We start from the raw sequence: 26,384 nt of genomic DNA, 5'->3' as shown, positions 1-26,384 counted from the left end.
GCGTCGCGGAACGAAAGGCCCTCCGGCAGCGGCACCAGCCAGTCGCCCGGGACACGGGCGACTTCGGCGAACCCTCCCGCGTGCGTTACACCCAGCCCGTAACCGGTGCACAGCACCCGGTCCCCGGGCTTCCACCGTGCATCGCGGGAGGCCGTTACCTCCCCGGCCAGATCAATGCCGGGGATAAAGGGATAGGTTTTAACGATTTTCCCTTCGGGGATACTTGCCAATCCGTCTTTATAGTTAACGCTGGAATAATGAACCTTGACAGTAACATCAGCGTCAGGAAGCGCCGAGAGGTCAAGCTGTTCAACCCCTGACCGAAACCCGGACTCGTCCTGGTGTACACGAAATGCTCGAAAGGATGAAATCATCCCCTCACTCTCCTTCCATTTGACTTATGTGCTTAGGATGAATGCTCTGTGTAACAAAAGAAAGCGGCGCTTGGCCGCTTCCCTTCCAATCTTGTTCGTCTCACTTCCAGCCTGTTTTTAGAGATACGGGTGTTCGTGTTTAGCCAGAAGGATTTTCCAACGCCGTTCTACTTCTTGTTCGAATTCCGCCAAAGCATCGGCGTTCTCTGGCTTCGTCAAGTGGCGAGTCTTGCCCATCGTCTTCAGCCAATCCGCCAGCGGAATACGTTTGCCCTTCTCCTCCGGGTTATACGTAATGGTCGTTTGACCATGCTCTACCTCGTACAGCGGGAAGAAGCAGGAGTTGACGGCAGCATCGATGATGTTGGTGCCCTGATCGTCCGGCGAAATCCAGTTGAGCGGGCAAGCTGTTAATATTTTACCATAAACAAGTCCTTCATTTTGGGCGTACCATTGAGCTTTGGCTGCTTTCTTCACCAAATCCTGCGGGTAAGCCTCACTGCCGGTAAACACGTAAGGAATGTTGGTGGCCGCCATGATTTGCGGTGTGTCTTTGTGCTGGAACGTTTTGCCCTGCTGCACTTTGCCGATGTTCGACGTAGAGGTCCGATGACCCAACGGGGTCGAATACGACAGTTGTGCTCCCGTATTCATGTATCCTTCGTTATCATACTCGATGATGATCATTTTATGACCGCGCAGGGCTGCACCGATTGCTGGCCCCATGCCGATGTCCATGCCCCCGTCGCCGGTAACCATCACGAACGTAAAATCGTCCTTCAGGCCAAGCTCGTCGAGTTCGCCGCGGCGTTTTCTTTCCCAGAACATTTCAACGACACCGGACAACGTAGCTGCACCGTTCTGGAACAGGTTATGGATGTACGTCGCTTTATGGGATGAATACGGATATCCGGTCGTGACGACCATCGCGCAGCCGGTGTGGAACAGAGCCACAATATCGCCTTCAATCCCTTTAAAGAACAGCTCTAGACCGGAGAAAATTCCGCAGCCTGGGCAGGCCCCATGCCCCGGTGCAATCCGCTTAGGCTTCTTCGTTAATGCGCGAAGCGGCGGAATACGCACGCCCAGCTTGCCGGTTTCTTCATTCTTCGTGACCGTAATCAGGCCGGTTTTCAAGTCCTCAAACTTCAGCGGATTCAGCACCCGCTTAGGCGCTTTCTCCGGATCCCCCGGAGTATGTCCATAGTAATCAAACGGAACTTCGACCTGGCCCGTCTTCGCCGCTTCAATCGCCAATTGGAAGAAGTGGTGGCCGTCCTCGGCATAAAACTCTTTGCCACCCAGCCCGTATATCCGGCTGATGACCTTTGTTGTATGATTGCCATGCGTGAACAACGCCGCCTTAATCTCATTCACCATATTGCCGCCATAAGCGCCGTAGGAATCCCCGCGGTCGCCTACTGTGATGGCTTTCACGTTCTTCAGTGCTTCGGCAATTTGCTTTGAAGGGAAAGGCCGAATCATGTTTGGTGCGATCGAGCCGGCTTTGATACCTTGACGGCGTAAATCGTCTACAACGTCCTTAATAATTTCAGATGCCGAGTTCATGAGGAACACCGCGACTTCGGCATCTTCCATCCGGTACAGATCCAGCATTTTATAATCGCGTCCGGTCAGTTCGGCATATTCGCCGGCAATCCGTTCAAAGACGCGTTCCGCATTGTACATCGCTACAGACTGCTGATAGCAGTTATTGATGTAATCCGGCTCGTTCATATACGGCCCGACGGTAATCGGGTTGTTGCGATCCAGCGTATGCGGGAAGTCCCCCGGCGGCCGTTCCCCAACGAATTTCAATACATCTTCCCGGTTCGCGAAGGTATGCACGCGCCGTTTCTGGTGGGACGTGAAGTATCCGTCGGACGCAACCAGGACCGGCAGTCTTACTTCTGGATCCTCGGCCAGCTTGATCGCGATGAGGTTCATATCGTATACCGCTTGCGGATCACGGCACATTAGAATCGGCCAGCCAATGTTCAGTGCAAAATAAAGGTCCGAATGATCGCCGTGAATATCGAGCGGTCCGGAGATGGAGCGGCAAACCAAGTTCATAACCATAGGAAAGCGTGTGCCGGATTGTACCGGCAATTGCTCCAGCATGTACAGGAATCCTTGAGCACTGGTCGCGTTAAAAACCCGGCCGCCGGCTGTTGAAGCACCGTAACAAATACCAGCCGAGCTATGTTCGCCGTCCGATGGAATCAGCTTAATATCATGCTGGCCGTTTGCTTTCATTAAATCAAGGAATTGTGCTACCTCGGTAGAAGGGGAAATCGGAAAGTACCCCATAATATGATAATTGATCTGGCTGGCTGCATAAGCTGCCATTTCATTTCCTGACTCATATACCACGCGCTGCTCAACCGTACCGGAGCGGCGTTCTTTCTCCAAATCGATCGCCATGATGAACATACCACCTTTCCTGCGTATTAGCGTATCGCCAAATCAAACAGATGCGGTACGCGATGCGCTTCCGCATACCCTTCTTCCTCACGCTCCCCGGACAAGGCGTCCGTGGGACAAGCGTGGATACATTTCAAGCATCCTTTGCAATATTGATAGTCGATGCCCTTTAAGAACATTTGCGGTCGGCCCTTCTTATCGGGGCGTTCCTCCCAGACGAAGCAGTTATCCGGGCAGACGTTATCGCATTGGGCGCAGTGAATACAAGACTCCTCTTTAAAATGCGGCATCATCCCGGAACGGGAAATGCTAAGATCCTTCAGGATACTGTTGCCCGGATTGATAATTAGCCCGCCGATCGGTTGAGTCTCATAACCAAGTACCGGCGTATCCGCACGAACGAAGGCCGGCATGCTTACCCCTTCCGGCAAAGCAAACGTCTCAAAGACAACTTCTTGATATCCCCGCTCAAACGTCGCAATCGCGGGGGCTACGGTTTGTGGATATTTCTTCTCCAACGACTTGCGGATTACGTCTTTCATCGTTTCGGGATCGAGGAATGGGCATAACCGGAATAAGGCACCCAGCATCGCCATGTTCACCCGGTTCTTCTCTTCAAGCGCAATACCCGTCGCATCGATCACTGCGATCGTGCCGCCGATCAGCTTCATTTTCTCCTTTAGCTCCTGCGGAGTTTTGCGCGAATTCACCAATACGGTGCTGTCCTCATAAATGCCTCTGATCACGTTCACCGTTTTGGCAAGTGCCTCATGAAAGATTCCTACAATATGCGGGCGTTCCACAGGCGATGTATCGCGAATCGGTGTATTCAGATCGCAGAAGCGGATATGCGCCTTAACCGGGGACCCTTTTTTCTCCGAGCCATAAGAAGAAAAGCTGACCCCATTTAGTCCGGCTCCTTCAACCCCGGCTTCGGCCAGCATTTTCCCTGCCAAGTTCGCACCCAGCCCACCAATGGATTCCAGTCGGATTTCAAAAAATCCCAGCTCGTTTAATTTCGGTAATTGTACCACGCGCTTGTCTCCCTTCTTCGCAAATGCGAGCTCTTCACGACGTAAATAAGTGCTAAACATCACATCAAAAGATATCTTTCTTAATTTTAAAATTTATCATAGATGCGATGTGACTTATGTAACAAATGTCATATAGACATTCTTGTCTGGGCGAATACACCCCCCCGCACAGAAATGAATAGGATAGCGGTAAAACGTTTTTCAGGAGGAACCCCAAAAGCATGATACCTACGTACCCTTATTACAGCTCGAAAACGGTTTGCCAAGAACAACCGATGACCTTCCCGCCGCAACATCAACCAAGACAACCCGGCCTAGAAACGCTGATGGTTCCGCCCCCAATCTCCGAAAATCCCGCTTATGTCGGCAGCGGCAAATTAAAGAACAAGGTCGCGATCCTAACTGGCGGCGACAGCGGGATCGGGAGAGCGACTGCGATTGCTTTTGCCAAGGAAGGCGCAGATTTAGCCATCGTTTATCTGGATGAACACGAGGATGCCCAAGCAACGAAACGGCGCGTTGAGGAGCTGGGCCGGCGATGCTTGCTCATTCCCGGCGACTTGCGCCAAGAAGCTTTCTGCCATGCGGTGATTCATCATACTCTGCATCATTTTGGGAAGATCGATATCCTGGTGATCAACCAAGCTGTTCAATTTCCTCAGCAGCAAGGGATCGAGGCGATTTCGACCGAACAGCTGTACCAAACCTTTGCCACCAACATCTTCCCTCATTTCTACTTGACCCAAGCTGCGCTTCCCTATTTGCGACCCGGCAGCACGATTATCAGCACCGCCTCGATCACCGCTTATGCCGGCGCTCCGCTGCTGATTGATTATTCCTCAACCAAAGGCGCTGTCGTTTCCTTTACCCGGTCCTTGGCATTGTCCCTCGTCCATCGAGGTATCCGTGTCAATGCGGTGGCGCCGGGACCGATTTGGACTCCGCTGATCCCTTCCAGCTATTCTGCGGAATACGTGTCCACGTTTGGCCTGGAAACGCCGATGAAGCGAGCGGGGCAGCCATTTGAATTGGCACCGGTCTACGTATTCCTGGCCTCCGACGATTCCAGCTTTGTGACCGGGCAAACGATTCATGTCAATGGCGGTGCAATGATAACGAGTTAACCCTTTTGGGGAAACGACAAAAAGCACCCTTTCCAGTAGGAAAGAGTGCTTTTCACATGTTACTTCACGATGTTAATGACCAGCCATTAGGCTAGGATCCGGCTGAGTCCCTTCACTTGCTGAATCCTTGCCTGCTTCGGCTTGCTTCTTCGGCTTAGATAAGAATAAGGTCAATAGGAAACCAACCGCGGCAATGCACGATGCCAGGAAGTAGGTGTCCCCAAAACCGGACGCGGCTGCCTCCAGCGGATTTCCGCCCTGTGCTGCCTCCTTCATGTGACTGCTGATTTGTGAAGTGAGATAACCCGTTAAGCCGGCTACCGCGAAGGAGACGATGACTTGCTGCGCCGCCGTCATGAGCGGGGTCACCCGAGCTACCAAGTGGCGTGGCGCAGAGTTTAGAATATGCGTGTTCAGCGGCATCATCGTCAGGCCCATCCCGCCGCCAAGCAAGCCAAGCGGCACCAGCACCATCGCCAGCGGCGTTTCCGCAGTAATCCGCGATAACAGGAACAAGGCCGTCGATACGATGCCAAGGCCGATGAAGGCCAGCGGCCGCGCACCAACCCGGTCAAACAAGCGACCACTGATCGGCATGAAGAATGCTGACATCAGCGCTTGCGGCAGCAGATAAATCCCGGTTTCCAACGCGTTGTAGCCTCTGACTTGCTGCAGGTATAACGGAGTCAGAATCATCGAACCAAACAACGCCGCTTGGGCAATCCAGACCAAGATGATCCCCCGGGTGAAATGAGACGAACGGAACACACGCAGCTCAAGCAGCGGTTGTTGATGTCTTATTTCAACGAAGATGTACAGAAGTAAGGCAAGTCCTCCTACGCTAAGACCCGTAATTGTCGTCGCTGAGGTCCAGCTGGTTCCCCCTTCACTCACGCCGTAGGTCAGCATCGCAAAAGCGATCGGAGCCAGGATCATCCCCAGCTTATCCAACTGTGGCGCCTCCCGTCGACTGGACTTCGGCAAGAACCGCAGCCCGATCAGAAACGCCACAATCCCAATTGGCAGATTGATCAGAAAAATCCAATGCCAGCTGACGTTCTCCACCAGCCAACCGGACAACACCGGACCGAGGGCTGGCGCCATCAGCATCGGTACACCCAGCGCCCCCATGACAGCCCCTCGTTTCTCAGGCGGTGCCAGCTTAAACACCATTGCAAACCCGATCGGCGAAACCATCCCGCCGCCGAGACCTTGAATGATGCGATAAACGATCAACTGCTCCGGCGTTTGCGCTACGGCACATAACACCGACCCTATCGTAAACAATGCGATCGTCATTAAGAAAATACGTTTCTCCCCAAATTTATCGGTCATCCATCCGGCTAACGGAATGACGGCAGATAAAGCAAGGGTATACCCTGTGATCGTCCATTGCACCGTCTTTAAATCGGTTGCGAAGAAGTCGACCAGCTTTGGAACGGCTACATTCACCACCGTGCTGTCCAAAATGACCATAATCATCCCAACGATGACAGCCATCAGCGGTGCGATGATCGAACGGATGGAAAATTCTTTGTTATCGATCGAACTCTCCACAGTATGATTCGGCATCCTCTCACTCAGCTTTCTTTCTATATTTTAAACACCGTTTTAAACAATGTTTAACACAAATTTAAACGGAACCCGCAGTTTTGTCAAGGCATTTGTCTTCAGTGGCTTCTGTAAGATCTGGTTCTCACTTCCTTCACCCCGATGTCTTATTCTTGACACTTGGAGTAAGCGCGTATTATGGTAGTTTCTATACGGCAGTAGATTGGATGGGCATAAAGGAGCGAAAACATGAGCAATTGTGCCGAGGGGCTGACAACCAAACAGAATATTCTTCAGGCGACGTTGGACCTCATTAAAACAGAAGGGGCCGATCAAGTGACCTTGCGCAAGATTACGGCTGCGGCCAATGTCAATTTAGCTCTGGTGAACTACCACTTTGGTTCGAAGGACAACTTGATTAACGAAGCGCTGAAAATGCTGCTGACGACGTTTCAAGCCAACTTTGATGTCTTGGGTGATACTTCGCTATCTCCTAAAGATCGTCTAAAAGCGTTTCTACTCCAATATGTGGATTCAGTATTGCAATACCCTGGTCTACTGCATGAAGTCTTAGGCAAAGGACGAATTACTTTCGAATCCCGGCAAGACTTCACCGATTTTATGAAGACGACGGGATTCAGTAAAATCACCTCCGTGTTGGAGGAAATTACCGGTGAGTCCAATTCGGATATCCTCTTTATTATGATGATGCAGATCAATGCAGCCGTCCTCTTCCCGCTCGTCTTAGCCAAGCAAATTAAGCACATGGAGAACCGTCCGAGCAAAGAAATCGTTGAGCGGCAAATCGATATTCTGTTTGATCATTATTTTGCGAAATATGATTCGTGTCGTTAACTTGTCGAATTCAGCGTTCGATCCGCCGATTTATAGCGCTTTTTGCGCTTTCCCGAGAAATAATCATTTCCCGAACTATAAAAATAAAGATCGCTTCATTGCCGATTTGGCGAGAAGCGATCTTTCTGTCTTCAGAGAGGCTAGAACTGGTTAATCCTCTTGCTGCCCCATATATTCCTCGATCATCTTTTGTTTTAACTCCCAGGCTTCCTGGCTTAAACTGATGCGGTAAATTTCCGGGTTCAGCTTACGTAGGTATTCCGGCCAAAATAAGTTTAACTGCTCGCGGTGATATTCACGAATCTCATCCAACGTTGGCAGCTTGTATACGAGCTCGCCTTCCACGAAAATCGGCTGCAGCATGGGCACTGCTTCATAGTTTTTGACCGACTTCTTGATGTAGGGGTGAACCGGATCAAACAAGCGGAGCTTGCCGCCCGTCCGTGCTTGATGTTCATGCGGAAAACAGATGTAATCCGCAATTGCTTTGCCGCTCTCTTTGCTGACAATGCGCAATACGTCTTTTTTGCCGGGGTTCGTGACCTTCTCGGGATTGCCGGAAATCTTGATCGCAGGCACCATTTGACCGTCCTTCTCCCGTTCCACCAGCTTATAGACTCCTCCGAGAGCCGGTTGGTCCGCTGCTGTAATCAACTGAGTCCCTACGCCCCAAATATCGATCTTCGCCCCTTGTGCCTTCAGGTTAAAGATCGTATTCTCGTCCAAGTCGTTGGACGCGACGATTTTGACATAAGGTAAGCCGGCGTCATCCAGCATTTTACGGGCTTGAATCGACAGATACGCTAGATCGCCGCTGTCCAAACGGATGCTGGCGAGTCGCTTGCCGACGGTTTCCAGCATTTTCCCAGTACGGATTGCATGCGGGACCCCGCTTTTGAGCGTGTCATACGTATCGACGAGCAGTGAAACCTGATCCGGCAGCGCTTTGGCATACAACTCGAACGCTTCCTGCTCCGAATCGAAGATTTGCACCCATGAGTGGGCATGTGTTCCTCGGGTCGGAATGCCAAAAATCTCCCCAGCGAGCAAGTTGGACGTCCCATCAAAACCTGCCAGATACGCCGCCCGGGCCCCCCAGATCGCCGCATCTGCCTCTTGTGCCCGGCGGGTGCCAAATTCCAGCAACACGTCGTTCTCGGCAACTCGTTTCACTCGTGAGGCTTTGGTGGCAATTAAGGTCTGGAAGTTCATAAAGTTCAGCAATGCCGTCTCAATCAGCTGCGTCTCCATTATGGTGCCTTCAACGCGGATTAACGGTTCGTTTGGAAAGCAAAGCGCCCCTTCGGCCATAGACAGGAGCGTTCCTTTAAATTCAAAGTTGCGCAGTAAATCCAGAAATTCCGGCTTATAGTTCTCTTCTTGTTTGGCTAGATACGCTATATCTTCTTCGGTAAACCGCAGCTGCCGAATATAGTCCACGATCCGTTCCAAGCCTGCAAACACCGCATACCCGTTGCCAAACGGCAGCTTGCGGAAGTAAGCCTCAAATACGGTCCTCCGCAAATGCGTTCCGTTCATCCAATGCGCATAGATCATATTGATCTGATATTTATCGGTATGCAGTGCTAAACCCGTGGTTGGCATCGCCTGTTCATCCTCTCTGGCTGTTCGTTACGTTTGCTCCTAAACTGCTGCGGAAATGACCCAGCGCCCAGGTATGACCCTCCGGGTTAAAGCTGGCGACCGCATCTTCGTATACTGTAATTGCAAACCCCTTATTATAAGCATCCACCGCCGTATGAAGCACGCAAATATCCGTACATACGCCGATCAGATGCACTTCCGTAATGCCGCGTTCCCGCAGCTTCAGTTCCAAGTCTGTTCCACAAAACGCGCTGTATCTTGTCTTATCCATCCAATAAATGCGGTCCTGGTTCTTCGCATACACCTCAGACAACCACCCGTACAACGCACGGCCTTCCGTATCCCTCAGATTGTGGGGAGGAAACAGCTTCGTTTCCGGATGCCATTGGTCTTCCCGCTCGTGCAAGTCCACAGCCATCACAACAAAATCCCCTTGCTTCACAAAGGATTCGGTGATCCGGCAAATCGCCGGTTCAATTTCGATCGCTGGCTGGCCTACCGGAAGGTTCCCATCCACGAAGTCCTTCGTATAATCGATGACGATCAGAGCTTTCATGATTTCACTCTCCCTTCGTACATTCCGTTTACCGCAACTAATATTTCATTATGTAAAATATCTCTTACGTGTAAATCGAAAGCCGCGGCGTGTAACCGGTAAATCGGTACAATTGAGCCGGCCGCTGCGAATATTGATTAGACAACATCGGCTTGCCGTTCTCATCACGCACTTCTTCCAGTATCCCCTGACGGCTGCGCGTCGATGTAATTTTGCGGATAAAATTCAGCTCTTCAAAGTCTGGAACGACCGTTTGAATCACCTGATACAATTCGCCGAGAGTGAAATGCGGCGGCAAAAACTGCTTCGCGATCGTCGTATGCAACATCTGCTGCTGAATTCGTTTATAAGCGTCTTGCAAAATTTCACGGTGGTCGAAAGCCAGCTGCAGATCCTCTAACGCTTCTCGAACGGTAAACAGGCCAACCTCTTGGGCATCATCTGCTGATTGCCGTTTCTCCAGCACCCATTCCTCGACTAATGCAAAAAAGGCATGGGAGATAATCCAGCCGCGCGGGTCTCTCCCCGGCTTACTATAGACCCCTAAATATTCTAAATGGGAGCCGTCGACACCGGTTTCTTCCTTCAGCTCGCGACGTGCGGTTTCGTACAGGGATTCGTCCTCCTGCGAGAAACCGCCCGGCAACGCCCAGGCTCCGGCGAACGGCCAGCTCCGCCGACGGATCAGCATGACCTTCAGATCGAAGCGCGGCAGCGATTTGGTCGATGCTTTTCGTTCCTGCCTCGTCAACGTAAACATGACGATGTCGGCCGGGATTCCGTCCGGCGTGCGATATTTTTTAACCTCATTAACTACCTGCTTTTGTTCTTCGTTCATCATGTATCACCACATCGTCTAGGATAACGCCGGCCGTTGGATGTCCGGCACTTACGAATTCAAGCGATCTAACCTGGAAGACGGCCCTCTGCTCACTTCGGCAAGCGGAACGTTGCCGTCGATATACATCCGAGGGTACCTTCTTCGTTACGAACCTCAGAGCGGAGCGTCATCGTCCGATGGGTCTCATGGATTGGCATCGCCGACACCACCAGCTCCCCTGTACGCATAGGGCTTAGAAAATTAACATTCAAATGAGTCGTGACCCCAAGCTTCCCTTTAATCGTTGCTACCAACGTGCCCATCGCTTGATCCATCATGGACGACAGCACGCCCCCATGGACGATGCCCATGGAATTGAGATGGGAAGCCCCCGCTGTAAGTCCCAGCTTCACCATGGATTTGTCGGCAGAAATCAGGCGCAGTCCTAGTAACCCCCAGAACGATTGTTCATCCCGCCGCAGTACTTCTTCGCTCCATTCATCCATCTCGGTGTCCCCCTATCCTTGCTTCTCTTTATATTATAATATTCCTTTGAAACGTTGCTTCACTCATTATAGACAAGATGAAAAAAAGCGGAGGGGTTGCCTCCGCACCAACTGCCTCGCCTTACTCTCCGTATCCGGATGAAACAGCCGGCTCGCTGCCCGACTCGACGTTCACTTTGCTGGCTACCGTATCGCGGATGACGGAAACGACGAGCTGGAGCAGATAATTGATATCGCTTTGGCTCTGCTGGAACTCCGTCACGAGCGGAATCTGGTCGAGTTCATCCTGCAGCTCCTCAATTTCACGTTCGATCTTCTGCACCATAGCCTGGTTCTGGAACGTTTCAAATGCGACGATTTCCTTCTGTTTCTTCTTAATGGCACTGATCAGTGTCTGTACACGCTCATGCTTCTGGATCAGCTTCTCCGCCTTCTGAAACTGTTGAACCTCTTCACTGGTCCCGATCAGTTCGGCCAGTTCTTTCGCCTTCTTCATAATGTCCTCGCGGATGACCAGGTCTCGCGAATCGTACTTCGGAATTCCGCAATCGGTATGATCTTTGTGCTGTTCCATTGTCAATAACCTCCCCTGCATTACGCCAATTTGGCGGTTTGCTCTACGAGCTTACCTTTGATGTACCAAGTCATCGGATCGGTAATCTCCACCTGGACAAACGTTCCGATCAATTCCGTGCTGCCCTCAAAATGGACAAGCTTGTTGGTGCGTGTACGTCCGGATAACATATGGGCGTTGTTCTTACTTTCGCCTTCGACCAGCACTTCAACGATCTGTCCACGCAGCGCTTCGTTACTGTTGCGGCTAAATTCGTTGAGGGTATCGTTTAACTTCATAAGCCGCGCTTTCTTCACTTCCATCGGGACATTATCTTCCATCACGGCAGCCGGCGTACCTTCCCGCGGCGAGTAGATAAAGGTATACGCCGAATCGTACCCCACCTCGCGTACGAGGGATAACGTTTCCTCGAACTGCTCCTCGGTTTCACCCGGGAATCCAACGATAATGTCCGTGGTAAGAACAACGTTTGGAATTTTCGCCTTGATTTTGCGCACCAGTTCAAGGTAATGCTCGCGCGTATATTTGCGGCTCATCTTCTTCAACACTGCGCTGCTGCCCGATTGAACCGGCAGATGAATGTGCTCCACCAAATTTCCGCCTTTGGCCAGAACATCGATCAGCGCATCGTCAAAATCGCGTGGATGCGAGGTCGTAAACCGAACGCGCGGAATATCGATTTGACGGATATCATCCATTAGATTTGCAAACGTGTAGTTGATGTCGGTAAAGTCCTTGCCGTAGGCATTGACGTTTTGGCCCAGCAGCGTAATCTCTTTATAGCCCTGACGCGCCAACTCACGTACTTCGGCAATGACGTCCTCTGGACGGCGGCTGCGTTCCTTGCCTCGCGTAAACGGTACGATGCAATACGTACAGAACTTGTCGCATCCGTACATGATGTTCACCCATGCCCGCATACCTTCGCGCTTCTTCGGCAGGTTCTCAATAATGTCGCCTTCCTTGGACCAAACCTCAACGACCATCTCTTTGCTGAACAGCGCTTCTTGAATGAGGTATGGCAAACGGTGAATGTTGTGTGTCCCGAAGATCATATCCACAAAACTGTGCTTCTGCAGGATGCGCTTCACAACACCTTCCTCTTGCGACATACAACCGCAAACGCCCAGCAGCAAATCCGGCTTCTCTGTCTTAAGAGTCTTCAGGTGACCCAATTCACCAAACACCTTGTCCTCTGCATTCTCCCGAATGGCACAGGTGTTCAGCAAAATAATGTCTGCCACTTTACGATCCTCGGTCGCACGGTAGCCCATCTGCTCCAGCAAACCTTTGATCGTTTCGGTGTCATGCTCGTTCATCTGGCAGCCAAACGTATAGACGATATAATGCTTGCCAACGCCAATTCCCTTCAGATCTTCCGGAACGGCATTCTCGTACAGCACCTTGACGTCTTCTTTCCCGCGTTGCTTCTCTTTGCGTTGGTTCGGCTCAGACAAAATTTGAATATCCCGGCCACGGATTCGGATCTTCTTCCCTCGTTCATCCTCCGAAATGACCCGGGCGTCCGAGAAGTCAAAGTATTTGGCGTAATCTTTCGTTTCCTTAGCCATGTGCCCGTTCACTCCTTTACCTGATCTATCTTCGTTCCATATGGGCATCGTTATCATTCTTAAAAATGCATTACACTAAATTATAACATGACCAGGCTTCGATATCCAGATAAACGCCGTCTCCCTAGAAACGCAAATAGACCCGTTCGCATGAACGGGTCCTTGTGGAATAATCATCACAGTTAGAATCCCTTGTATTGAGGTTCTTCGCTTTCCAGCTGTGCTACGCGGCTTTCTACTTGCGTTACGATTTGTTGCGTTTGTTGGGCGCATTGCGTAAACAGATCTTTAGCTTGTTGGTTTTGCGTGCTTAATGCGAATTGCTCCAGGCTCGCTTGCGCGCTTTTTAACGAAGCTAAGGTTGTTTTGACTTGAGAGGCTACTGTCACAATTTCACCACCTTTACTTTGTTTATATTGCTTATGCACAATGCCTAATTTCACCTGCTCAAAACGGATTCATACGCCCAACTAAGCTTCCACATATTGTCTTAGTAAATTTACGTATCCCCGCGCATAATTGGGATATATCGCCTTGGATTGTCTACGAAAGGAGCATTGCTCATGCCGTTGTGGTTGGAAGTTATCGTCCGAACGTTGGTGGCTGTTGTCATCTTATTTGTGCTCACCCGGCTGCTCGGAAAAAGGCAGATTTCCCAGCTTTCCTTCTTTGAATACATCACCGGGATTACGATTGGGAGCATTACCGCCTACATCTCCCTAGATATTAACACTGACTGGTATCTCGGCATCATTGCCGTTACCGTCTGGTTTCTCGTCTCGCTTGGCATTGAGTTTTTACAGCTCAAAAGCAAGAAAGCCCGGGATCTGATCGACAGCAGCAGTACGGTGTTGATCAAGGATGGCAAAATTCTGGAGGAAAATCTGAAGAAGGAAAAGCTGACCAACGAAGAGCTCATGGAACAGCTGCGGAAGAAGAGCATCTTCAAAGTCGCGGAAGTCGAGTTTGCCGTCATGGAGCCCGATGGTCAAATCAACGCGATGTTGAAGAGCGAATATCAGCCAATTACGCCGGCTCACTTAGGGATCAAAGTAGCTCCTCAGCCTGAACCGCAAACCGTCATTATCGACGGAAAAATTATGGACGAACCGCTCGCTACACTGGGACTCAATCGGAAGTGGCTGAACACCGAGCTAGAGAAGCTGGGCGTTTCTCTGGATAACGTCAATTTAGGACAGGTTGATGCCTACGGCCAGCTTTACGTCGATTTGTACGACGACCAGATCACTGTTCCGCAGCCTCAAGTCAAACCCGTCCTGCTAGCCCAATTGAAAAAGTGCGAAGCCGATCTCGAGATGTTCGCGCTCTCGACAGACGAGGAAGAGGCCAAGAAGCTGTATGGCGATTGTTCGGAGAAGCTGCAGAAGGTTATCGATCAAGTCAAACCGTTATTAATTCAATAGGAGGATGGGAGCATGGCCAAGAAAAAAAACAAGCAATTGACTCCTACGCAGCAGCAGTATCAACGGCTGGCACATGCCCATGAGCCAAAGCGCCCGGTGGCTGTCAATTGTCTGAGAGCCTTTTTGGTCGGCGGATTGATATGCCTGATTGGAGAATGTATCCGACAGGCCTTTATCCATTTTGCCCATATGAGCGAAAGAGAGGCCGCCAATCCGACCGTCGCCATTCTCGTCATCTTGTCCGTGCTGCTCACGAGCTTTGGTGTCTATGACAAAATCGCTCAGTGGGCCGGAGCAGGTACCGCTGTTCCTGTCACGGGATTTGCCAACTCGATGGCGTCGACGGCGATTGAGCATCGGTCGGAAGGCCTGGTGCTGGGCGTAGGAGCAGGTATGTTCCAATTAGCCGGTTCCGTCATCGTGTTTGGTACGGTGGCCGCTTTTATCATCGGCTTGATTTACGCGGTGTTTATCCCAGGGTATGCCGGAGGTGGGCACTAAAATGCTGAAAGGCCATCAAAGCTGGGTATTTGAAAATAAACCTAAAATTATAAGCAGCGCTACTGTGGTGGGGCCATTTGAAGGCCAAGGACCGCTCGCTGAAGATTTTGATGTGATCCATGCCGACCTCTATATTGGTCAAGACAGCTGGGAGAAAGCCGAAAAGACACTGCTCGAAGAATCAGCGCAGTTAGCGATCAGGCATGCCGGGTTAACGAAGGAACAGATTCAATTCTACTTCGGCGGCGATCTGATGAATCAGATCATCAGCAACAGTTTCGCCGCACGGACGTTAAGCATTCCGTATATCGGCATGTTTGGCGCCTGCTCAACCTCGATGCAGACGCTGGCGATGGCCGCCTATGTCGTCAATTCCGGAGGCGCGAAATATGCCGTAGCTGGAACGTGCAGTCATAACGCCAGTGTGGAGAAGCAATTCCGCTACCCGACCGAATACGGGTCACAGAAGCCGCCCACCGCGCAGTTCACGGTCACTGGCTCGGGCTCCGTCGTTTTATCCCCTGAAGGAGAGGGGCCTTCGGTAACGTCAGCTACGATGGGCAAAGTCATCGACATGGGCATCACCGACCCATTTAATATGGGCGCTGCAATGGCACCGGCCGCTGTCGATACGATCCAGGCTCACTTCCGGGACCTGGAGATCGAGCCATCTTACTATGACCTGATCGTCACGGGGGACTTGTCCAAAGTCGGCTATGCCATCGCGAACGATCTGTTCGTCCGGCACAACTTCCCCATCAAGCAGACGACCTATATGGATTGCGGGATGATGATTTACGACTACGAGAAGCAACAGGTCCAAGCCGGCGCCAGCGGCTGCGCCTGCTCCGCCGTCGTCACTTACGGCCATCTGCTGAATCGGATGAAACGCGGGGAATTAAAACGAATCCTCGTCGTGGCCACCGGGGCGTTGCTCTCTCCGCTCTCCTACCAGCAAGGCGAGAGCATCCCCTGCATCGCCCACGCGGTATCCATCGAAGCTTAAAGCTGAATATACCAAAAAGGGCTCGCCCCGGCATTCACAGCCGTTGGGCAAGCCCTTTATTTTTTTCAACTGTCACCAATTAGTCGATGATTTCTGCCGTGTCGCCTGTCTTCGCACCAGCAGCGTTCGCTTCGTCCGTATCGATATGCATATCGAGGGCAAAGTTGTCAGATACGCGTGCAATGACGTTCTCCAGCACCAAGCCGCGTTCTCCACTCAAGCGAACTTTCAGGAGCTGCTTGTCTTTGATGCCCCATTTCTCCGCATCGGAAGTATGGAAATGAATGTGGCGCGCAGCAACGATAACGCCTTGCTCCAATTCGATTTCCCCGGCAGGACCTTTCACCTTGATGCCAGGCGTACCTTCAATGTTACCCGATTCGCGCACCGGAGCTTTAACCCCTAATGCAAACGAATCTGTACGGGAAATTTCCAACTGGGATGCCGGACGAGCTGGACCCAAAATACGAACTTTATCGAACTGTCCTTTTGGTCCGATGACTGCCACTTGTTCATTCGCAGCAAATTGTCCCGGTTGGGACAGCGGTTTGAATTCCGTCAGTTGATAGCCTTGTCCAAACAAAATTTCAATGTGCTCCTGCGTCAAATGGATATGACGCGCGGATACGCCGACAGGTACAGTTTTGCTCATGTCTACAAACACTCCTCGTATATTCTCTATATCGATGACGATTCACATCGCTACTCATTATACACCTAATGGAGAAAAAAAGAAAAAGGCGTCCACCAGAAATGGACACCTTTTACCTGATTATTTGAATTCTGCTACAAGATTGTCAAACTCGCTTTCAGAAAGCGCCAGCGATTGATGAACCAGCGGTTCTTTCTTAAAGCCGTGAACCAGATCTTCGTAGCATTTCTTCTCTTTGTTCTGATAGATCAATCCGGTAATCATGCCGTTCGTCTCCATCAGCTTCGCCATGGCCATCGCCCGGTTGCTTGGATCATAATCCGGAACGGTCTCAAGATTGATGATGTTCTCTTTGAACCAGTCGTACGTATTTACCTTGTTAAAGGTAACGCATGGACTGAATACGTTGATCAAGGAGAAGCCTTCGTGCTGGATGCCTTGCTCGATCAAGGAAGTCAGCTGCTTCAAATCACTGGAGAACGATTGCGCTACGAAAGTGGCACCCGAAGCCAAAGCGATTTCGAGCGGCGACAAAGTCGATTCTACCGAGCCTTCCGGCGTACTCTTCGTCTTAAAGCCTTCACCGCTGCGCGGAGAGGTTTGCCCCTTGGTCAACCCATAGATTTGGTTGTCCATGACAATGTAGGTGATGTTGATGTTCCGGCGAATGGCATGTACTGTGTGTCCCATCCCGATCGCAAAGCCATCGCCGTCGCCGCCGGAAGCGATGACGGTCAAGTCGCGGTTGGCCAGCTTCACGCCTTGGGCGATTGGCAGCGCACGGCCGTGAATCCCGTGCAATCCGTAAGCGTTGATATATCCGGAGATCCGACCGGAGCAACCAATCCCGGAAATCACAGCGAGTTGCTCAGGTTCAAGCCCTACATTCGCTGCAGCGCGTTGGATTGCGGCTTGAATGGAGAAATCGCCGCATCCCGGACACCAGTTAGGTTTAACGTTGTTACGGAAATCTTTAAACGTTGCCATTTTTCACCAACTCCTCCTGCGCTTTCTTCCCGGCTGCCTTCTTGCACTCTTCGTAGACTTCCGAAGGAAGGAACGGATTGCCGTTATATTTCAGGACATTCACGATTTTGTCGTGGTAACCTACGTTTTGTTTAATCAGGTTAGCCAATTGGCCCGTTGCGTTGTTCTCCAGAACAACGACTTTCTTCGCCTTCTCGATTTGCGGCAACACTTGCTCCGTTGGGAACGGATGCAGCAAGCGCACCGTCATGTGGTTCGTCTTCAAGCCGTCCTCCGACAGGCGGATGCGAGCTTGATCAACCGTGCCACCCGTAGAGCCCATGCCGATGATCAGCAGATCTGGTTCAGCATGCGGGGCTTGAAGGTGAATCGGATTCGTGACCTCCAGATTGGCCAGCTTCCGCAACCGCTTATCCATCATTTTCTTCCGGTTCACCGGACTTTCCGACGGACGACCGGATTCATCGTGTTCCACCCCAGTCACATGGTGAATGCCGTTCTTCTCACCTGGCAGCACCCGCGGGGAGATCCCGTTTTCCGTAAAGGCGTAGCGGTTGAACATGCTTGAATCTTCACGATCTGGAATATCCTTCACCAGGTAACCGCGATCGATCATAACTTTGTTGAAATCGAGCATTTCGCAGGACTGCTTCCCGAGGGATAATTGCAGGTCCGTCGCCACGATAACAGGCACCTGATATTTGTCAGCCAGGTTGAACGCCTCTACCGTATCGTAGAAGCACTCTTCAATCGAACTAGGCGCAATCACGATCTTCGGAATTTCCCCATGCGTACCGTAGATGAGCGCGTTGATATCACTTTGCTCCTGCTTCGTCGGCAGGCCTGTACTTGGACCGCCGCGTTGTGTATCAATGATTACGACTGGCGTTTCGGTCATGCCAGCCAGTCCGATCGCTTCCATCATGAGGGACAAGCCAGGTCCCGCCGATGCAGTCATCGTACGAACGCCTGCATAACTCGAACCAATCGCCATCGTAATCGCTGCAATCTCATCTTCGGTCTGAATCACTGTACCGCCAAATTTCGGCAATTTTTTGATTAAATATTCCATAATTTCAGAAGCAGGGGTAATCGGGTAAGCACTCATGATCCGGCAACCTGCCGCAACAGCCCCCAGGCCAATCGCTTCGTTACCGATCATAAACAGCTTCTGCTTGCCATCCGCCGGCTCGAGTTTGAACTCTTCCAGAGGTCCTCCGGCAAGCTCAAGCACGAAATCCGCGCCCCGTTTCACTGCTTCGATATTTTTCTCAACAATCGCAGGTCCTTTGCGGCCGAACTCCTCTTCCACCGCTTTGTTAAAGACTTCAAGCGGAAGACCGAGCAGCGCCCATGAGGCACCGGAAGCAACCATGTTCTTCATCAGCGAAGTTCCAAGCTCCTCGGCAATGCTCGTAATCGGCACCGGGAACAAACGGGCATCCACGCCCTCCGGTACGGTCGGGTTAAACTTAGCGTCCGCTACAATAACCCCGCCGCTGCGCAATTCATGTGCATTCAAATCGATACTTTCTTGGTCAAAAGCGACTAAAATGTCCAAGTCGTCGGAAATCGCACGAATTGGCTTGGTACTGATCCGGATTTTGTTATTCGTATGACCGCCTTTGATACGGGAGGAGAAATGCCGATACCCGTACAAATAATATCCCAGCCGGTTCAAAGCCGTCGAAAAAATCCGGTCTGTACTTTCAACGCCCTCTCCCTGCTGTCCACCGATCTTCCAAGACAATTGACTAATCAAGATCGCCCACCCCTTTAATCGTATCGCAATGGAAAAATAGAGATAATAATAAAAGTGTAGAATGTTAACGTGCAAGAGGTCACATTCCGGCCAATTGTTTGTGAACATTCTGTTTCAGAGTCATGTCAATTTTATGTCTACACTTGGCAAAAAGCAAGCGTTTTCTAGCCTTTTTTCATATAGTAGTTTTCGATCAATTCGTTCTCACAATTGGATGAATTAAAGCGCTTACTTGTGGAAAGGCAACCAAGCGCGCAGGAATGCGGCTGCATTGTCGTACAACCATCCGCGGACAAGCTCTTCCGGGTAATATTTCAGCAAAGTCTCCTGCCAATTTGCGTACTGACCCGTATGCCGGAAATCGGTCAAATGGGTGTCGATCCCGTCAAAGTCGGATCCGAACATCAGGTGCTTCGCTCCGCCCAATGAACAGATCCGTTCGATATGCGGCAGCAAATCTTTGGTGGTTGCATGTTTCCCCTCTTTGACGAACCAAGGCACAAAGGTCACTCCAATTCGCCCGCCGAGCTTAATAATCGCCTGGATCTGGTCGTCACGGAGGTTTCGTGGATGGGGGCAAATCTGATAGGCGTTGGAATGGGAAGCGATAAACGGCTTGCCCGCGGCCTCCGCCAGCTCTTGAAGCTCCCAAAATCCTTTGACCGACAAATGCGAGACATCCAAAATGATGCCGAGTTCATGGCACAACTTCACCAGCTCCAACCCAGCCGGAGTAAACCCGCCGTTTCTCGGCTCCATCACCCCGTCCGCAGCCCAGTTGGCATAGTTCCATGTCAACCCGAGTAACCGCACACCCTTCTCATAACATACACGGACATATTGCAGGTTTCCCTCAAGCCCGTCCGCTCCTTCCAGCGACAATAGCCCACCAATTCCCCCTCCTTGCTCCAGGGTATTCAAGTCTTCAGCAGTTTGTACAGGGAGCACACCCAGCGGGAGAACCCGTTCACGAAACAAATCGATCTGTTCAAGAATATGTTCCATTTTCGCTGGCCCTAACTCACTGGACAGAAATATGGCGAACGTCTGCAGCTTCACTCCGCCTTCCTCCAATCGGCGAAGATTGACGTCCAACCGGCGGTCATGGGCAAAATCCAGCTTCGGGTCTAACTGCAATTTACTCAAAGCATCACAATGAAAATCGATAATGGGCAGGTTCATAATAATCCTCCTCGTTACGAACATTTTAGCTCAAAACAAACAAAAAAGCCTGTCTACGAAACGTAAACAGGCATCATTCTATCCAAAACTTATCTCGGTTCTACGATCAGTTTAATCGCGGTCCGATCCTCACCATCGATGACGATGTCGGTAAAAGCAGGAATGCAAATCAAGTCCACACCGCTTGGCGCGACGAATCCCCGGGCGATCGCAACGGCTTTGATGGCTTGGTTAAGAGCACCCGCCCCAATGGCCTGAAGTTCAGCAGCGCCACGTTCTCTTAGGACGCCAGCCAACGCACCGGCAACGGAGTTGGGGTTGGATTTTGCTGAAACCTTTAATACTTCCATGGTTAGTACCTCCCTGGGAATATTCGTTGGATTCCACTACTTAGAAGATATTCGTGAGAATCTGGGATATTCCTTCTTTTTCCCCGAGGAGAAAGTTTCGAGAGTCCTTGATTTATCGAACTTCTTGGCGATGAACTAGTCCATTATCCATTCGTCTTCCAGCAAACGAATTTTTTGAATCTTCTGGGCTTTGCCCGTGGATTCATCTATATCGACAATGACCGCGTGGAAATGCCATTTCCCTTCGCAGACTTGGAACCGAACCGGAAGCTGTGTGGTGAACTTGCGCAGCACGGCCGTCCGTTCCATGCCCAGGATGCCTTCACGCGAGCCAACCATACCGGCATCGGTCAAGTAAGCCGTCCCTTGCGGCAGGATCGTGTCGTCATTACTTTGCACATGAGTGTGCGTCCCCACAACGATCGAAGCGCGACCGTCAAGATACCAACCCATGGCGATTTTTTCTGAAGTGGCCTCGGCATGGAAGTCGACCAGAATACACTTGTGCTTCTTGGATAGTTGACCGATGATTTCATCCGCAACCCGGAACGGGTCATCAAGCGGCGGCAAAAAAGTGCGGCCCATCAAATTGACCACGGCCAGCTCTTTCCCATTTGCCTTAATCACAGTGTACCCTAATCCGGGCGTACCCGGCGGGTAGTTAGCCGGCCGGACCATTCGCGGCTCTTGATCGATGAAGTCGAAGATTTCTTTATTGTCCCACGTATGGTTCCCCATCGTTAAGCCGTGAATGCCTTGATCGAAAAACTCTTTGGCGATGTTGGCGTTAATGCCCCGGCCTGCCGCAGCGTTTTCGCCGTTCGCAATGATGATATGCGGGTTATATTTCGATTTTAAATGAGGCAGCGTGGCCTTCAGCGCTTTGCGCCCCGTATTTCCGACGATATCTCCGATAAACAGAACTTTAATGCTGGTTCCCTCCTCTGACTACTACCCCTTGCAGCATGTGAGCTCAAGGCCTATCCAAGCAATGAAAAAGCGGCCCCCCGAGGGGCCACTTTTCAGCATAACCTTTACTTGGCGTATTCAACCGCCCGCGTTTCGCGGATGACGGTTACTTTGATATGACCTGGATAGTCCAGTTCATTTTCAATCGTCTTCGTAATGTCACGCGCCAAGCGGAATGCTTCCGCGTCGTCAATCTTATCCGGCTGCACCATTACGCGAACCTCGCGGCCCGCCTGAATGGCAAACGATTTCTCGACGCCTTCAAACGATTCGGAAATTTCCTCAAGCTTCTCCAACCGACGAATGTAGGTTTCGAGCGTTTCCCGACGCGCTCCCGGTCTTGCTGCCGACAAAGCATCGGCTGCGCCAACCAACATGGCAATGACTGAGGTGGCTTCGCAATCGCCGTGGTGAGAGGCAATGCTGTTGATAACCACCGGATGTTCTTTGTACTTCTTAGCCAATTCCACGCCGATTTCGACATGAGATCCTTCCACTTCATGATCAAGCGCTTTGCCGATATCGTGCAGCAAGCCTGCCCGTTTGGCAAGAGTGATGTCTTCGCCCAGCTCTCCAGCCATTAATCCGGCCAGATAAGCGACTTCCATCGAGTGTTTCAGGACGTTTTGGCCGTAGCTTGTCCGGAACTTAAGACGTCCCAAGATCTTGATCAAATCCGGGTGCAAAGCATGTACGCCCACCTCGAACGTAGCCTGCTCGCCATATTCGCGAATCCGTTCGTCCACTTCTCTCCGAGATTTCTCGACCATCTCTTCGATCCGAGCCGGATGAATCCGTCCGTCCGCCACCAATTTCTCCAAGGCGGTCCGAGCAATTTCACGGCGAATCGGGTCAAAGCCCGACAGAATCACCGCTTCCGGCGTATCGTCGATAATGAGATCGATCCCGGTCAATGTTTCGAGAGCACGAATATTCCGGCCTTCCCGACCGATAATCCGTCCCTTCATTTCTTCGTTTGGCAGGGTTACGACGGAAACGGTTGTTTCCGCCACATGATCAGCTGCGCAGCGTTGAATGGCCAGCGTAATGATCTCGCGGGATCTCTTATCCGCTTCTTCCTTCGCTTGCTGTTCAATATCTTTAATCATCTGCGCCGTTTCATGGCGAACTTCCTGCTCTACATTGTTCAAAATGATCGTACGGGCATCTTCCATGGTAAGGTTGGAAATCCGTTCGAGTTCCTGAACCTGACTCTTATAGATCAAGTCGATTTGTTGCTGGGTTTCTTCGATCCGTTTCTCTTTGCTGACCACTTGCTCTTCTTTACGTTCAAGCGATTCTAATTTTTTATCCAGCGACTCTTCTTTTTGCAACAATCGTCTTTCTTGTCGTTGTATTTCATTCCGACGTTCACGAATGTCTTTATCAGCTTCGGCTCTGAGCTTGTGGACTTCGTCTTTGGCTTCCAGAACCGTTTCCTTTTTCAGTGCTTCCGCGTCCTTCCTAGCATTCTCTAGGATTTGGCTGGCCGCGTGCTCTGCACTGGAAATTTTAGCTTCGGCAAGAGACTTGCGAATAAAATACCCGATCACGAACCCAAAGAATAAAGCGGCTGCAACGAGAACGATCCAGATTACTGGGTGCATCTGTTCACCTCCCCGTTGTTTCCTCCAAGGCATTCCTTGGGATGTTTGCAGTTGTAGTTACTTTTCGTTTCTTAGGTTCATCATTCCATACAAAGAATTCATGACTTGCCCTTTCAGCTCAGCACTTCATGCTGCAAAAGCATGACTCCTCCGCAGTAGCCCAGCGGACGCACTTTGCCTGATTGGAGAACATAAATCCTATACCTTCAGATCCATAATTTTGGAAGGAAAAAAAGGGTCCTCAAGGTATGGACTCAAATTCATTTTATTATTTGTGAAAAGATATTGTCAAGCAAATGACAGGAGTTACCTCGCCCTGTTATTCTTCGTCCCATTCATCCATTCCATGCATTTCTTCGCGGTTGCCCAGTTCCCGCATAACCCGGGATACGACACTTCTGCTATATCCGCGGCGCTGCAGGAACGCCCCGGTTTTACGTTTTCGGTCAAGCAATTCCCCTGTGGTTGAACGCCACTTCTTCATGCCCAGCTGCAAGGCACTCTCAAACTCGTCCTCTTCGCTGACCTCACCAAGCGCCTCCTCGATATACGCCTTGGAAATCCCCTTCTGGCGCAATTCATACTTGACCCACAGTTTCCCCTTCCCGCGCAATTTCACGCGCTGAGAAGCCCATTCCTGTGCGTATGCAGCGTCATTAACGTAACCTTCCGACTGCAATCGGGCAAGCACATCTTGAATCGTCTCTTCGCCCCAGCCTTTCTCGCCTAGACGTAGTGCAATTTCATAGGTGGTTCGCGGCTTTAAGCTTAAGTATTTCAACGCGTCGGCATACCCCTGTTGGCGCTCGTCCGCTGCTACGATTTCCTCCAGTTCTTCTTTTGTAAATACCGCCCCTTTGATCATGCGGTATTTAATCATCACATCCTCGTGAACTTCCAGCGCATATGCCCCAAAAGAGATCCGATAACGATGCTTCGGCCGCTTCAGCATCAATACGGACGTAATCTCCAGCTCGGTGTCCTCGGGGAAAGCATCCAATCCGGCCGAAACTTCCTCTTCTGTCTTCTCTCGTTTTGAATCCCAGCCGATATCCCTCGGTCGCGGTTCCCAGAACGCCTCATCGGAGATGTCTACGATTTCGTCCTCTCTTCGTTCACCAGAGTTAACTCCATCTCTTCTCCCCGCAACTTTCCTGCGCGATTGTCCCCATGTACTCACATCCTGTCCCTCCTGTCTGCACCTTAGGCGAATCTTTAACTTCCTTAACTACTGCAAAAGCGCCCTGACCCGGCATATTGCCGCGATCAGAGCGCTTGATGTTACAGCTTAACAAGCTTATTCTTCTGCAAACAACGCTTGCTCTTCCGCAAACTCCGCTTCCAGATCGCTGGCGGAAGCCGGAGCTACTGACGTTGTCAGATTGCTGGATTCGCGGATCTTCTGCTCAATTGCATTCGCAATCTCCGGATGCTCCTTCAAGAATTGCTTCGCGTTCTCACGGCCTTGTCCTAGACGTTCGCCGGCATACGAATACCAAGCACCGCTCTTATCCACGATATCCAGTTCCGTTCCGATATCGAGAATGCTGCCTTCCTTAGAAATACCTTCTCCGTACATAATGTCGATTTCAGCCTGTTTAAAAGGAGGCGCAACCTTGTTCTTCACAACCTTAATCCGTGTCCGGTTACCGACCATATCGTTACCCATCTTGATCGTCTCAACGCGGCGTACATCCAAACGAATCGTTGAATAGAATTTCAGCGCACGCCCCCCTGGCGTTGTCTCCGGGTTCCCGAACATGACGCCAACTTTCTCACGCAGCTGGTTGATGAAGATCGCAATCGTCTTCGACTTGCTGATGGCCCCCGACAGCTTCCGCAGCGCTTGAGACATCAGGCGAGCTTGCAAGCCAACGTGCGAGTCCCCCATTTCGCCTTCGATTTCCGCTTTAGGCACCAATGCCGCAACGGAGTCGATAACGATAATGTCCACTGCACCGCTTCGCACGAGCGCTTCAGCGATCTCCAAGGCTTGTTCCCCTGTATCCGGCTGGGACAGCAGGAGTTCATCAATGTTGACACCCAGCTTGCTGGCATAGGAAGGATCCAGCGCATGCTCGGCGTCGATGAAGGCAGCTTGTCCACCGATCTTCTGAACTTCAGCGATCGCGTGCAGCGCTACCGTCGTTTTACCGGAAGACTCCGGCCCGTATACTTCAATAATCCGTCCGCGTGGAAGTCCACCTGTACCAAGGGCAATATCCAGAGCAATCGATCCGCTTGGAACGATCTCGACTTGCATGTGCGTCGATTCTCCAAGCTTCATAATCGAACCTTTACCGAATTGCTTTTCTATTTGGCGAAGCGCCATCTCCAGCGCTGCTTTACGATCTGACAATCAGCTCACATCCTTAAATGTTATATAAATCATTAATTACTTCTTAAAGTTACTGAATTCAGTATACTTCGGCTCTGTCGTAACTGCTTTCGTATATCATTGTACCTTGTTTTGGAATGTTTGCCAAGCGTTTTTTCGAACATACATTCGCAAAATTTCTCCACCTCCCAAACTGAAGATCCCTCCGCTCCCTGTCCCTCATTTGTCGTAATGGAAGGCATGAATAGGGTCCAATACGTAGAAATCCGTAAACTGGACAGACAATTACGGTGTAACTGAGGTAATCTTTAGACGTGCTCTATGCTCTATTGTGCGGTGATTTATCATATGACCTTGAGTACGGTTAGCTTGCACTACTTGCTTGCTGCGGGTAACTATGGGTTTGTGCTCAGGGTGGTGTGGTGACACAGTACATATTGAGTTGATTTGTATTGTAATATTTGGTGCGGCCATCTCAATATGTATGAAATTTCATATATAATTTCATTGAAATCGGCTGAAATCGCGTATTATGCTCGATTTTTCATCTATATTTGCACTAGCCTTGCACCAAACCTGACATGAGAAATTACAGAAAAATTGTTTGTAAAA

General features: G+C 50.8%; 25 protein-coding genes. 5 read left to right on the top strand and 20 right to left on the bottom strand.

The features are described 5' to 3' along the window. From RW092_RS22205 to RW092_RS22195, 3 genes are all read right to left on the bottom strand, one after another. A partial coding sequence (locus RW092_RS22205; RefSeq protein WP_410055567.1) for an alcohol dehydrogenase catalytic domain-containing protein occupies positions 1 to 374 on the bottom strand: 374 nt, incomplete at its 3' end. 117 nt (positions 375 to 491) lie between these two features. Beyond that, positions 492 to 2,798, bottom strand: coding sequence for a thiamine pyrophosphate-dependent enzyme (locus RW092_RS22200; RefSeq protein WP_316011324.1), 2,307 nt, complete (start codon positions 2,796 to 2,798; stop codon positions 492 to 494). 26 nt (positions 2,799 to 2,824) lie between these two features. Then, entirely contained in the window at positions 2,825 to 3,832 is a 1,008-nt protein-coding gene (locus RW092_RS22195) for a 2-oxoacid:acceptor oxidoreductase family protein (RefSeq protein ID WP_085169492.1), read from the bottom strand. Positions 3,833 to 4,053: 221 nt separating this feature from the next. Between RW092_RS22195 and RW092_RS22190 the strand changes: the two genes are divergently transcribed. Next, positions 4,054 to 4,956, top strand: a complete 903-nt coding sequence (locus RW092_RS22190; RefSeq protein ID WP_028539110.1) for an SDR family oxidoreductase — start codon at positions 4,054 to 4,056, stop codon at positions 4,954 to 4,956. Positions 4,957 to 5,028: 72 nt separating this feature from the next. Here the strand turns inward: RW092_RS22190 and RW092_RS22185 are convergent, their stop codons facing one another. Next, complete coding sequence (locus RW092_RS22185; protein WP_316011323.1) at positions 5,029 to 6,528, bottom strand: MDR family MFS transporter; 1,500 nt, start codon at positions 6,526 to 6,528, stop codon at positions 5,029 to 5,031. A gap of 228 nt (positions 6,529 to 6,756) precedes the next feature. Between RW092_RS22185 and RW092_RS22180 the strand changes: the two genes are divergently transcribed. Next, the gene (locus RW092_RS22180; protein WP_316011322.1) at positions 6,757 to 7,362 is read left to right on the top strand and encodes a TetR/AcrR family transcriptional regulator; all 606 of its coding nucleotides are present in this window, start codon (positions 6,757 to 6,759) and stop codon (positions 7,360 to 7,362) included. Between the two features lie 150 nt (positions 7,363 to 7,512). Here the strand turns inward: RW092_RS22180 and RW092_RS22175 are convergent, their stop codons facing one another. From RW092_RS22175 to RW092_RS22145, 7 genes are all read right to left on the bottom strand, one after another. Continuing rightward, positions 7,513 to 8,967 carry a nicotinate phosphoribosyltransferase gene (locus RW092_RS22175; RefSeq protein WP_085169474.1) on the bottom strand — a complete coding sequence of 485 codons (1,455 nt, stop codon included), beginning with the start codon at positions 8,965 to 8,967 and terminating at the stop codon, positions 7,513 to 7,515. 7 nt (positions 8,968 to 8,974) lie between these two features. Further along, complete coding sequence (locus RW092_RS22170) at positions 8,975 to 9,523, bottom strand: cysteine hydrolase family protein (protein ID WP_316011321.1); 549 nt, start codon at positions 9,521 to 9,523, stop codon at positions 8,975 to 8,977. 64 nt (positions 9,524 to 9,587) lie between these two features. Then, on the bottom strand, positions 9,588 to 10,364 hold the full coding sequence (locus tag RW092_RS22165) for an NUDIX domain-containing protein (RefSeq protein ID WP_009223097.1): 777 nt from the start codon (positions 10,362 to 10,364) through the stop codon (positions 9,588 to 9,590). Positions 10,365 to 10,453: 89 nt separating this feature from the next. Next, the gene (locus tag RW092_RS22160) at positions 10,454 to 10,849 is read right to left on the bottom strand and encodes a PaaI family thioesterase (protein ID WP_085278753.1); all 396 of its coding nucleotides are present in this window, start codon (positions 10,847 to 10,849) and stop codon (positions 10,454 to 10,456) included. A gap of 121 nt (positions 10,850 to 10,970) precedes the next feature. Beyond that, positions 10,971 to 11,423 carry a YlbF/YmcA family competence regulator gene (locus RW092_RS22155; protein ID WP_016312365.1) on the bottom strand — a complete coding sequence of 151 codons (453 nt, stop codon included), beginning with the start codon at positions 11,421 to 11,423 and terminating at the stop codon, positions 10,971 to 10,973. A gap of 20 nt (positions 11,424 to 11,443) precedes the next feature. Further along, positions 11,444 to 12,994, bottom strand: a complete 1,551-nt coding sequence (miaB, locus tag RW092_RS22150) for a tRNA (N6-isopentenyl adenosine(37)-C2)-methylthiotransferase MiaB (RefSeq protein WP_316011320.1) — start codon at positions 12,992 to 12,994, stop codon at positions 11,444 to 11,446. Between the two features lie 182 nt (positions 12,995 to 13,176). Next, positions 13,177 to 13,383 (bottom strand): DUF1657 domain-containing protein, encoded by a 207-nt coding sequence (locus RW092_RS22145; RefSeq protein ID WP_316011325.1) that lies wholly within the window; start codon positions 13,381 to 13,383, stop codon positions 13,177 to 13,179. 174 nt (positions 13,384 to 13,557) lie between these two features. Between RW092_RS22145 and RW092_RS22140 the strand changes: the two genes are divergently transcribed. The 3 genes from RW092_RS22140 to spoVAD are packed head-to-tail and all read left to right on the top strand — an operon-like array spanning position 13,558 to position 15,925. After that, positions 13,558 to 14,418 carry a DUF421 domain-containing protein gene (locus RW092_RS22140; RefSeq protein ID WP_316011319.1) on the top strand — a complete coding sequence of 287 codons (861 nt, stop codon included), beginning with the start codon at positions 13,558 to 13,560 and terminating at the stop codon, positions 14,416 to 14,418. A 12-nt stretch (positions 14,419 to 14,430) separates the two neighbouring features. Next, positions 14,431 to 14,919 (top strand): stage V sporulation protein AC, encoded by a 489-nt coding sequence (spoVAC, locus tag RW092_RS22135; protein WP_316011318.1) that lies wholly within the window; start codon positions 14,431 to 14,433, stop codon positions 14,917 to 14,919. Position 14,920: 1 nt separating this feature from the next. Then, positions 14,921 to 15,925 carry a stage V sporulation protein AD gene (spoVAD, locus tag RW092_RS22130; RefSeq protein ID WP_127576096.1) on the top strand — a complete coding sequence of 335 codons (1,005 nt, stop codon included), beginning with the start codon at positions 14,921 to 14,923 and terminating at the stop codon, positions 15,923 to 15,925. A 79-nt stretch (positions 15,926 to 16,004) separates the two neighbouring features. Here spoVAD and pduL read toward each other — a convergent pair whose 3' ends face one another. The 9 genes from pduL to recA form a co-directional block, all read right to left on the bottom strand. Further along, the gene (pduL, locus tag RW092_RS22125; protein WP_009223089.1) at positions 16,005 to 16,577 is read right to left on the bottom strand and encodes a phosphate propanoyltransferase; all 573 of its coding nucleotides are present in this window, start codon (positions 16,575 to 16,577) and stop codon (positions 16,005 to 16,007) included. 120 nt (positions 16,578 to 16,697) lie between these two features. After that, on the bottom strand, positions 16,698 to 17,564 hold the full coding sequence (locus tag RW092_RS22120) for a 2-oxoacid:ferredoxin oxidoreductase subunit beta (protein WP_009223088.1): 867 nt from the start codon (positions 17,562 to 17,564) through the stop codon (positions 16,698 to 16,700). After that, positions 17,551 to 19,326, bottom strand: coding sequence for a 2-oxoacid:acceptor oxidoreductase subunit alpha (locus RW092_RS22115; protein ID WP_316011317.1), 1,776 nt, complete (start codon positions 19,324 to 19,326; stop codon positions 17,551 to 17,553). The genes RW092_RS22120 and RW092_RS22115 overlap by 14 nt, the downstream gene beginning before the upstream one ends. A gap of 228 nt (positions 19,327 to 19,554) precedes the next feature. Next, positions 19,555 to 20,508, bottom strand: coding sequence for a dipeptidase (locus RW092_RS22110; RefSeq protein WP_016312374.1), 954 nt, complete (start codon positions 20,506 to 20,508; stop codon positions 19,555 to 19,557). A gap of 89 nt (positions 20,509 to 20,597) precedes the next feature. Then, a complete protein-coding gene (locus RW092_RS22105; RefSeq protein ID WP_006286829.1) occupies positions 20,598 to 20,858 on the bottom strand; it encodes a stage V sporulation protein S in 261 nt (86 codons plus the stop codon). 135 nt (positions 20,859 to 20,993) lie between these two features. Further along, positions 20,994 to 21,788: a TIGR00282 family metallophosphoesterase gene (locus RW092_RS22100; RefSeq protein WP_028539122.1), complete on the bottom strand. Its 795-nt coding sequence runs from the start codon at positions 21,786 to 21,788 to the stop codon at positions 20,994 to 20,996. 104 nt (positions 21,789 to 21,892) lie between these two features. Then, complete coding sequence (rny, locus tag RW092_RS22095; protein WP_009223084.1) at positions 21,893 to 23,434, bottom strand: ribonuclease Y; 1,542 nt, start codon at positions 23,432 to 23,434, stop codon at positions 21,893 to 21,895. Positions 23,435 to 23,753: 319 nt separating this feature from the next. Then, on the bottom strand, positions 23,754 to 24,614 hold the full coding sequence (locus RW092_RS22090; RefSeq protein WP_316011316.1) for a regulatory protein RecX: 861 nt from the start codon (positions 24,612 to 24,614) through the stop codon (positions 23,754 to 23,756). Between the two features lie 117 nt (positions 24,615 to 24,731). Next, complete coding sequence (gene recA / locus RW092_RS22085) at positions 24,732 to 25,793, bottom strand: recombinase RecA (protein ID WP_016312377.1); 1,062 nt, start codon at positions 25,791 to 25,793, stop codon at positions 24,732 to 24,734. Between the last annotated feature and the right edge of the window lie 591 nt (positions 25,794 to 26,384).

The sequence above is a fragment of the Paenibacillus sp. 3LSP genome (assembly GCF_032465655.1).
Taxonomy (GTDB): Bacteria; Bacillota; Bacilli; order Paenibacillales; family Paenibacillaceae; genus Fontibacillus; species Fontibacillus barengoltzii.
The sequence above is the reverse complement of the archived record's forward strand: the minus strand, read 5'-3'. Positions and strand labels throughout refer to the sequence as shown.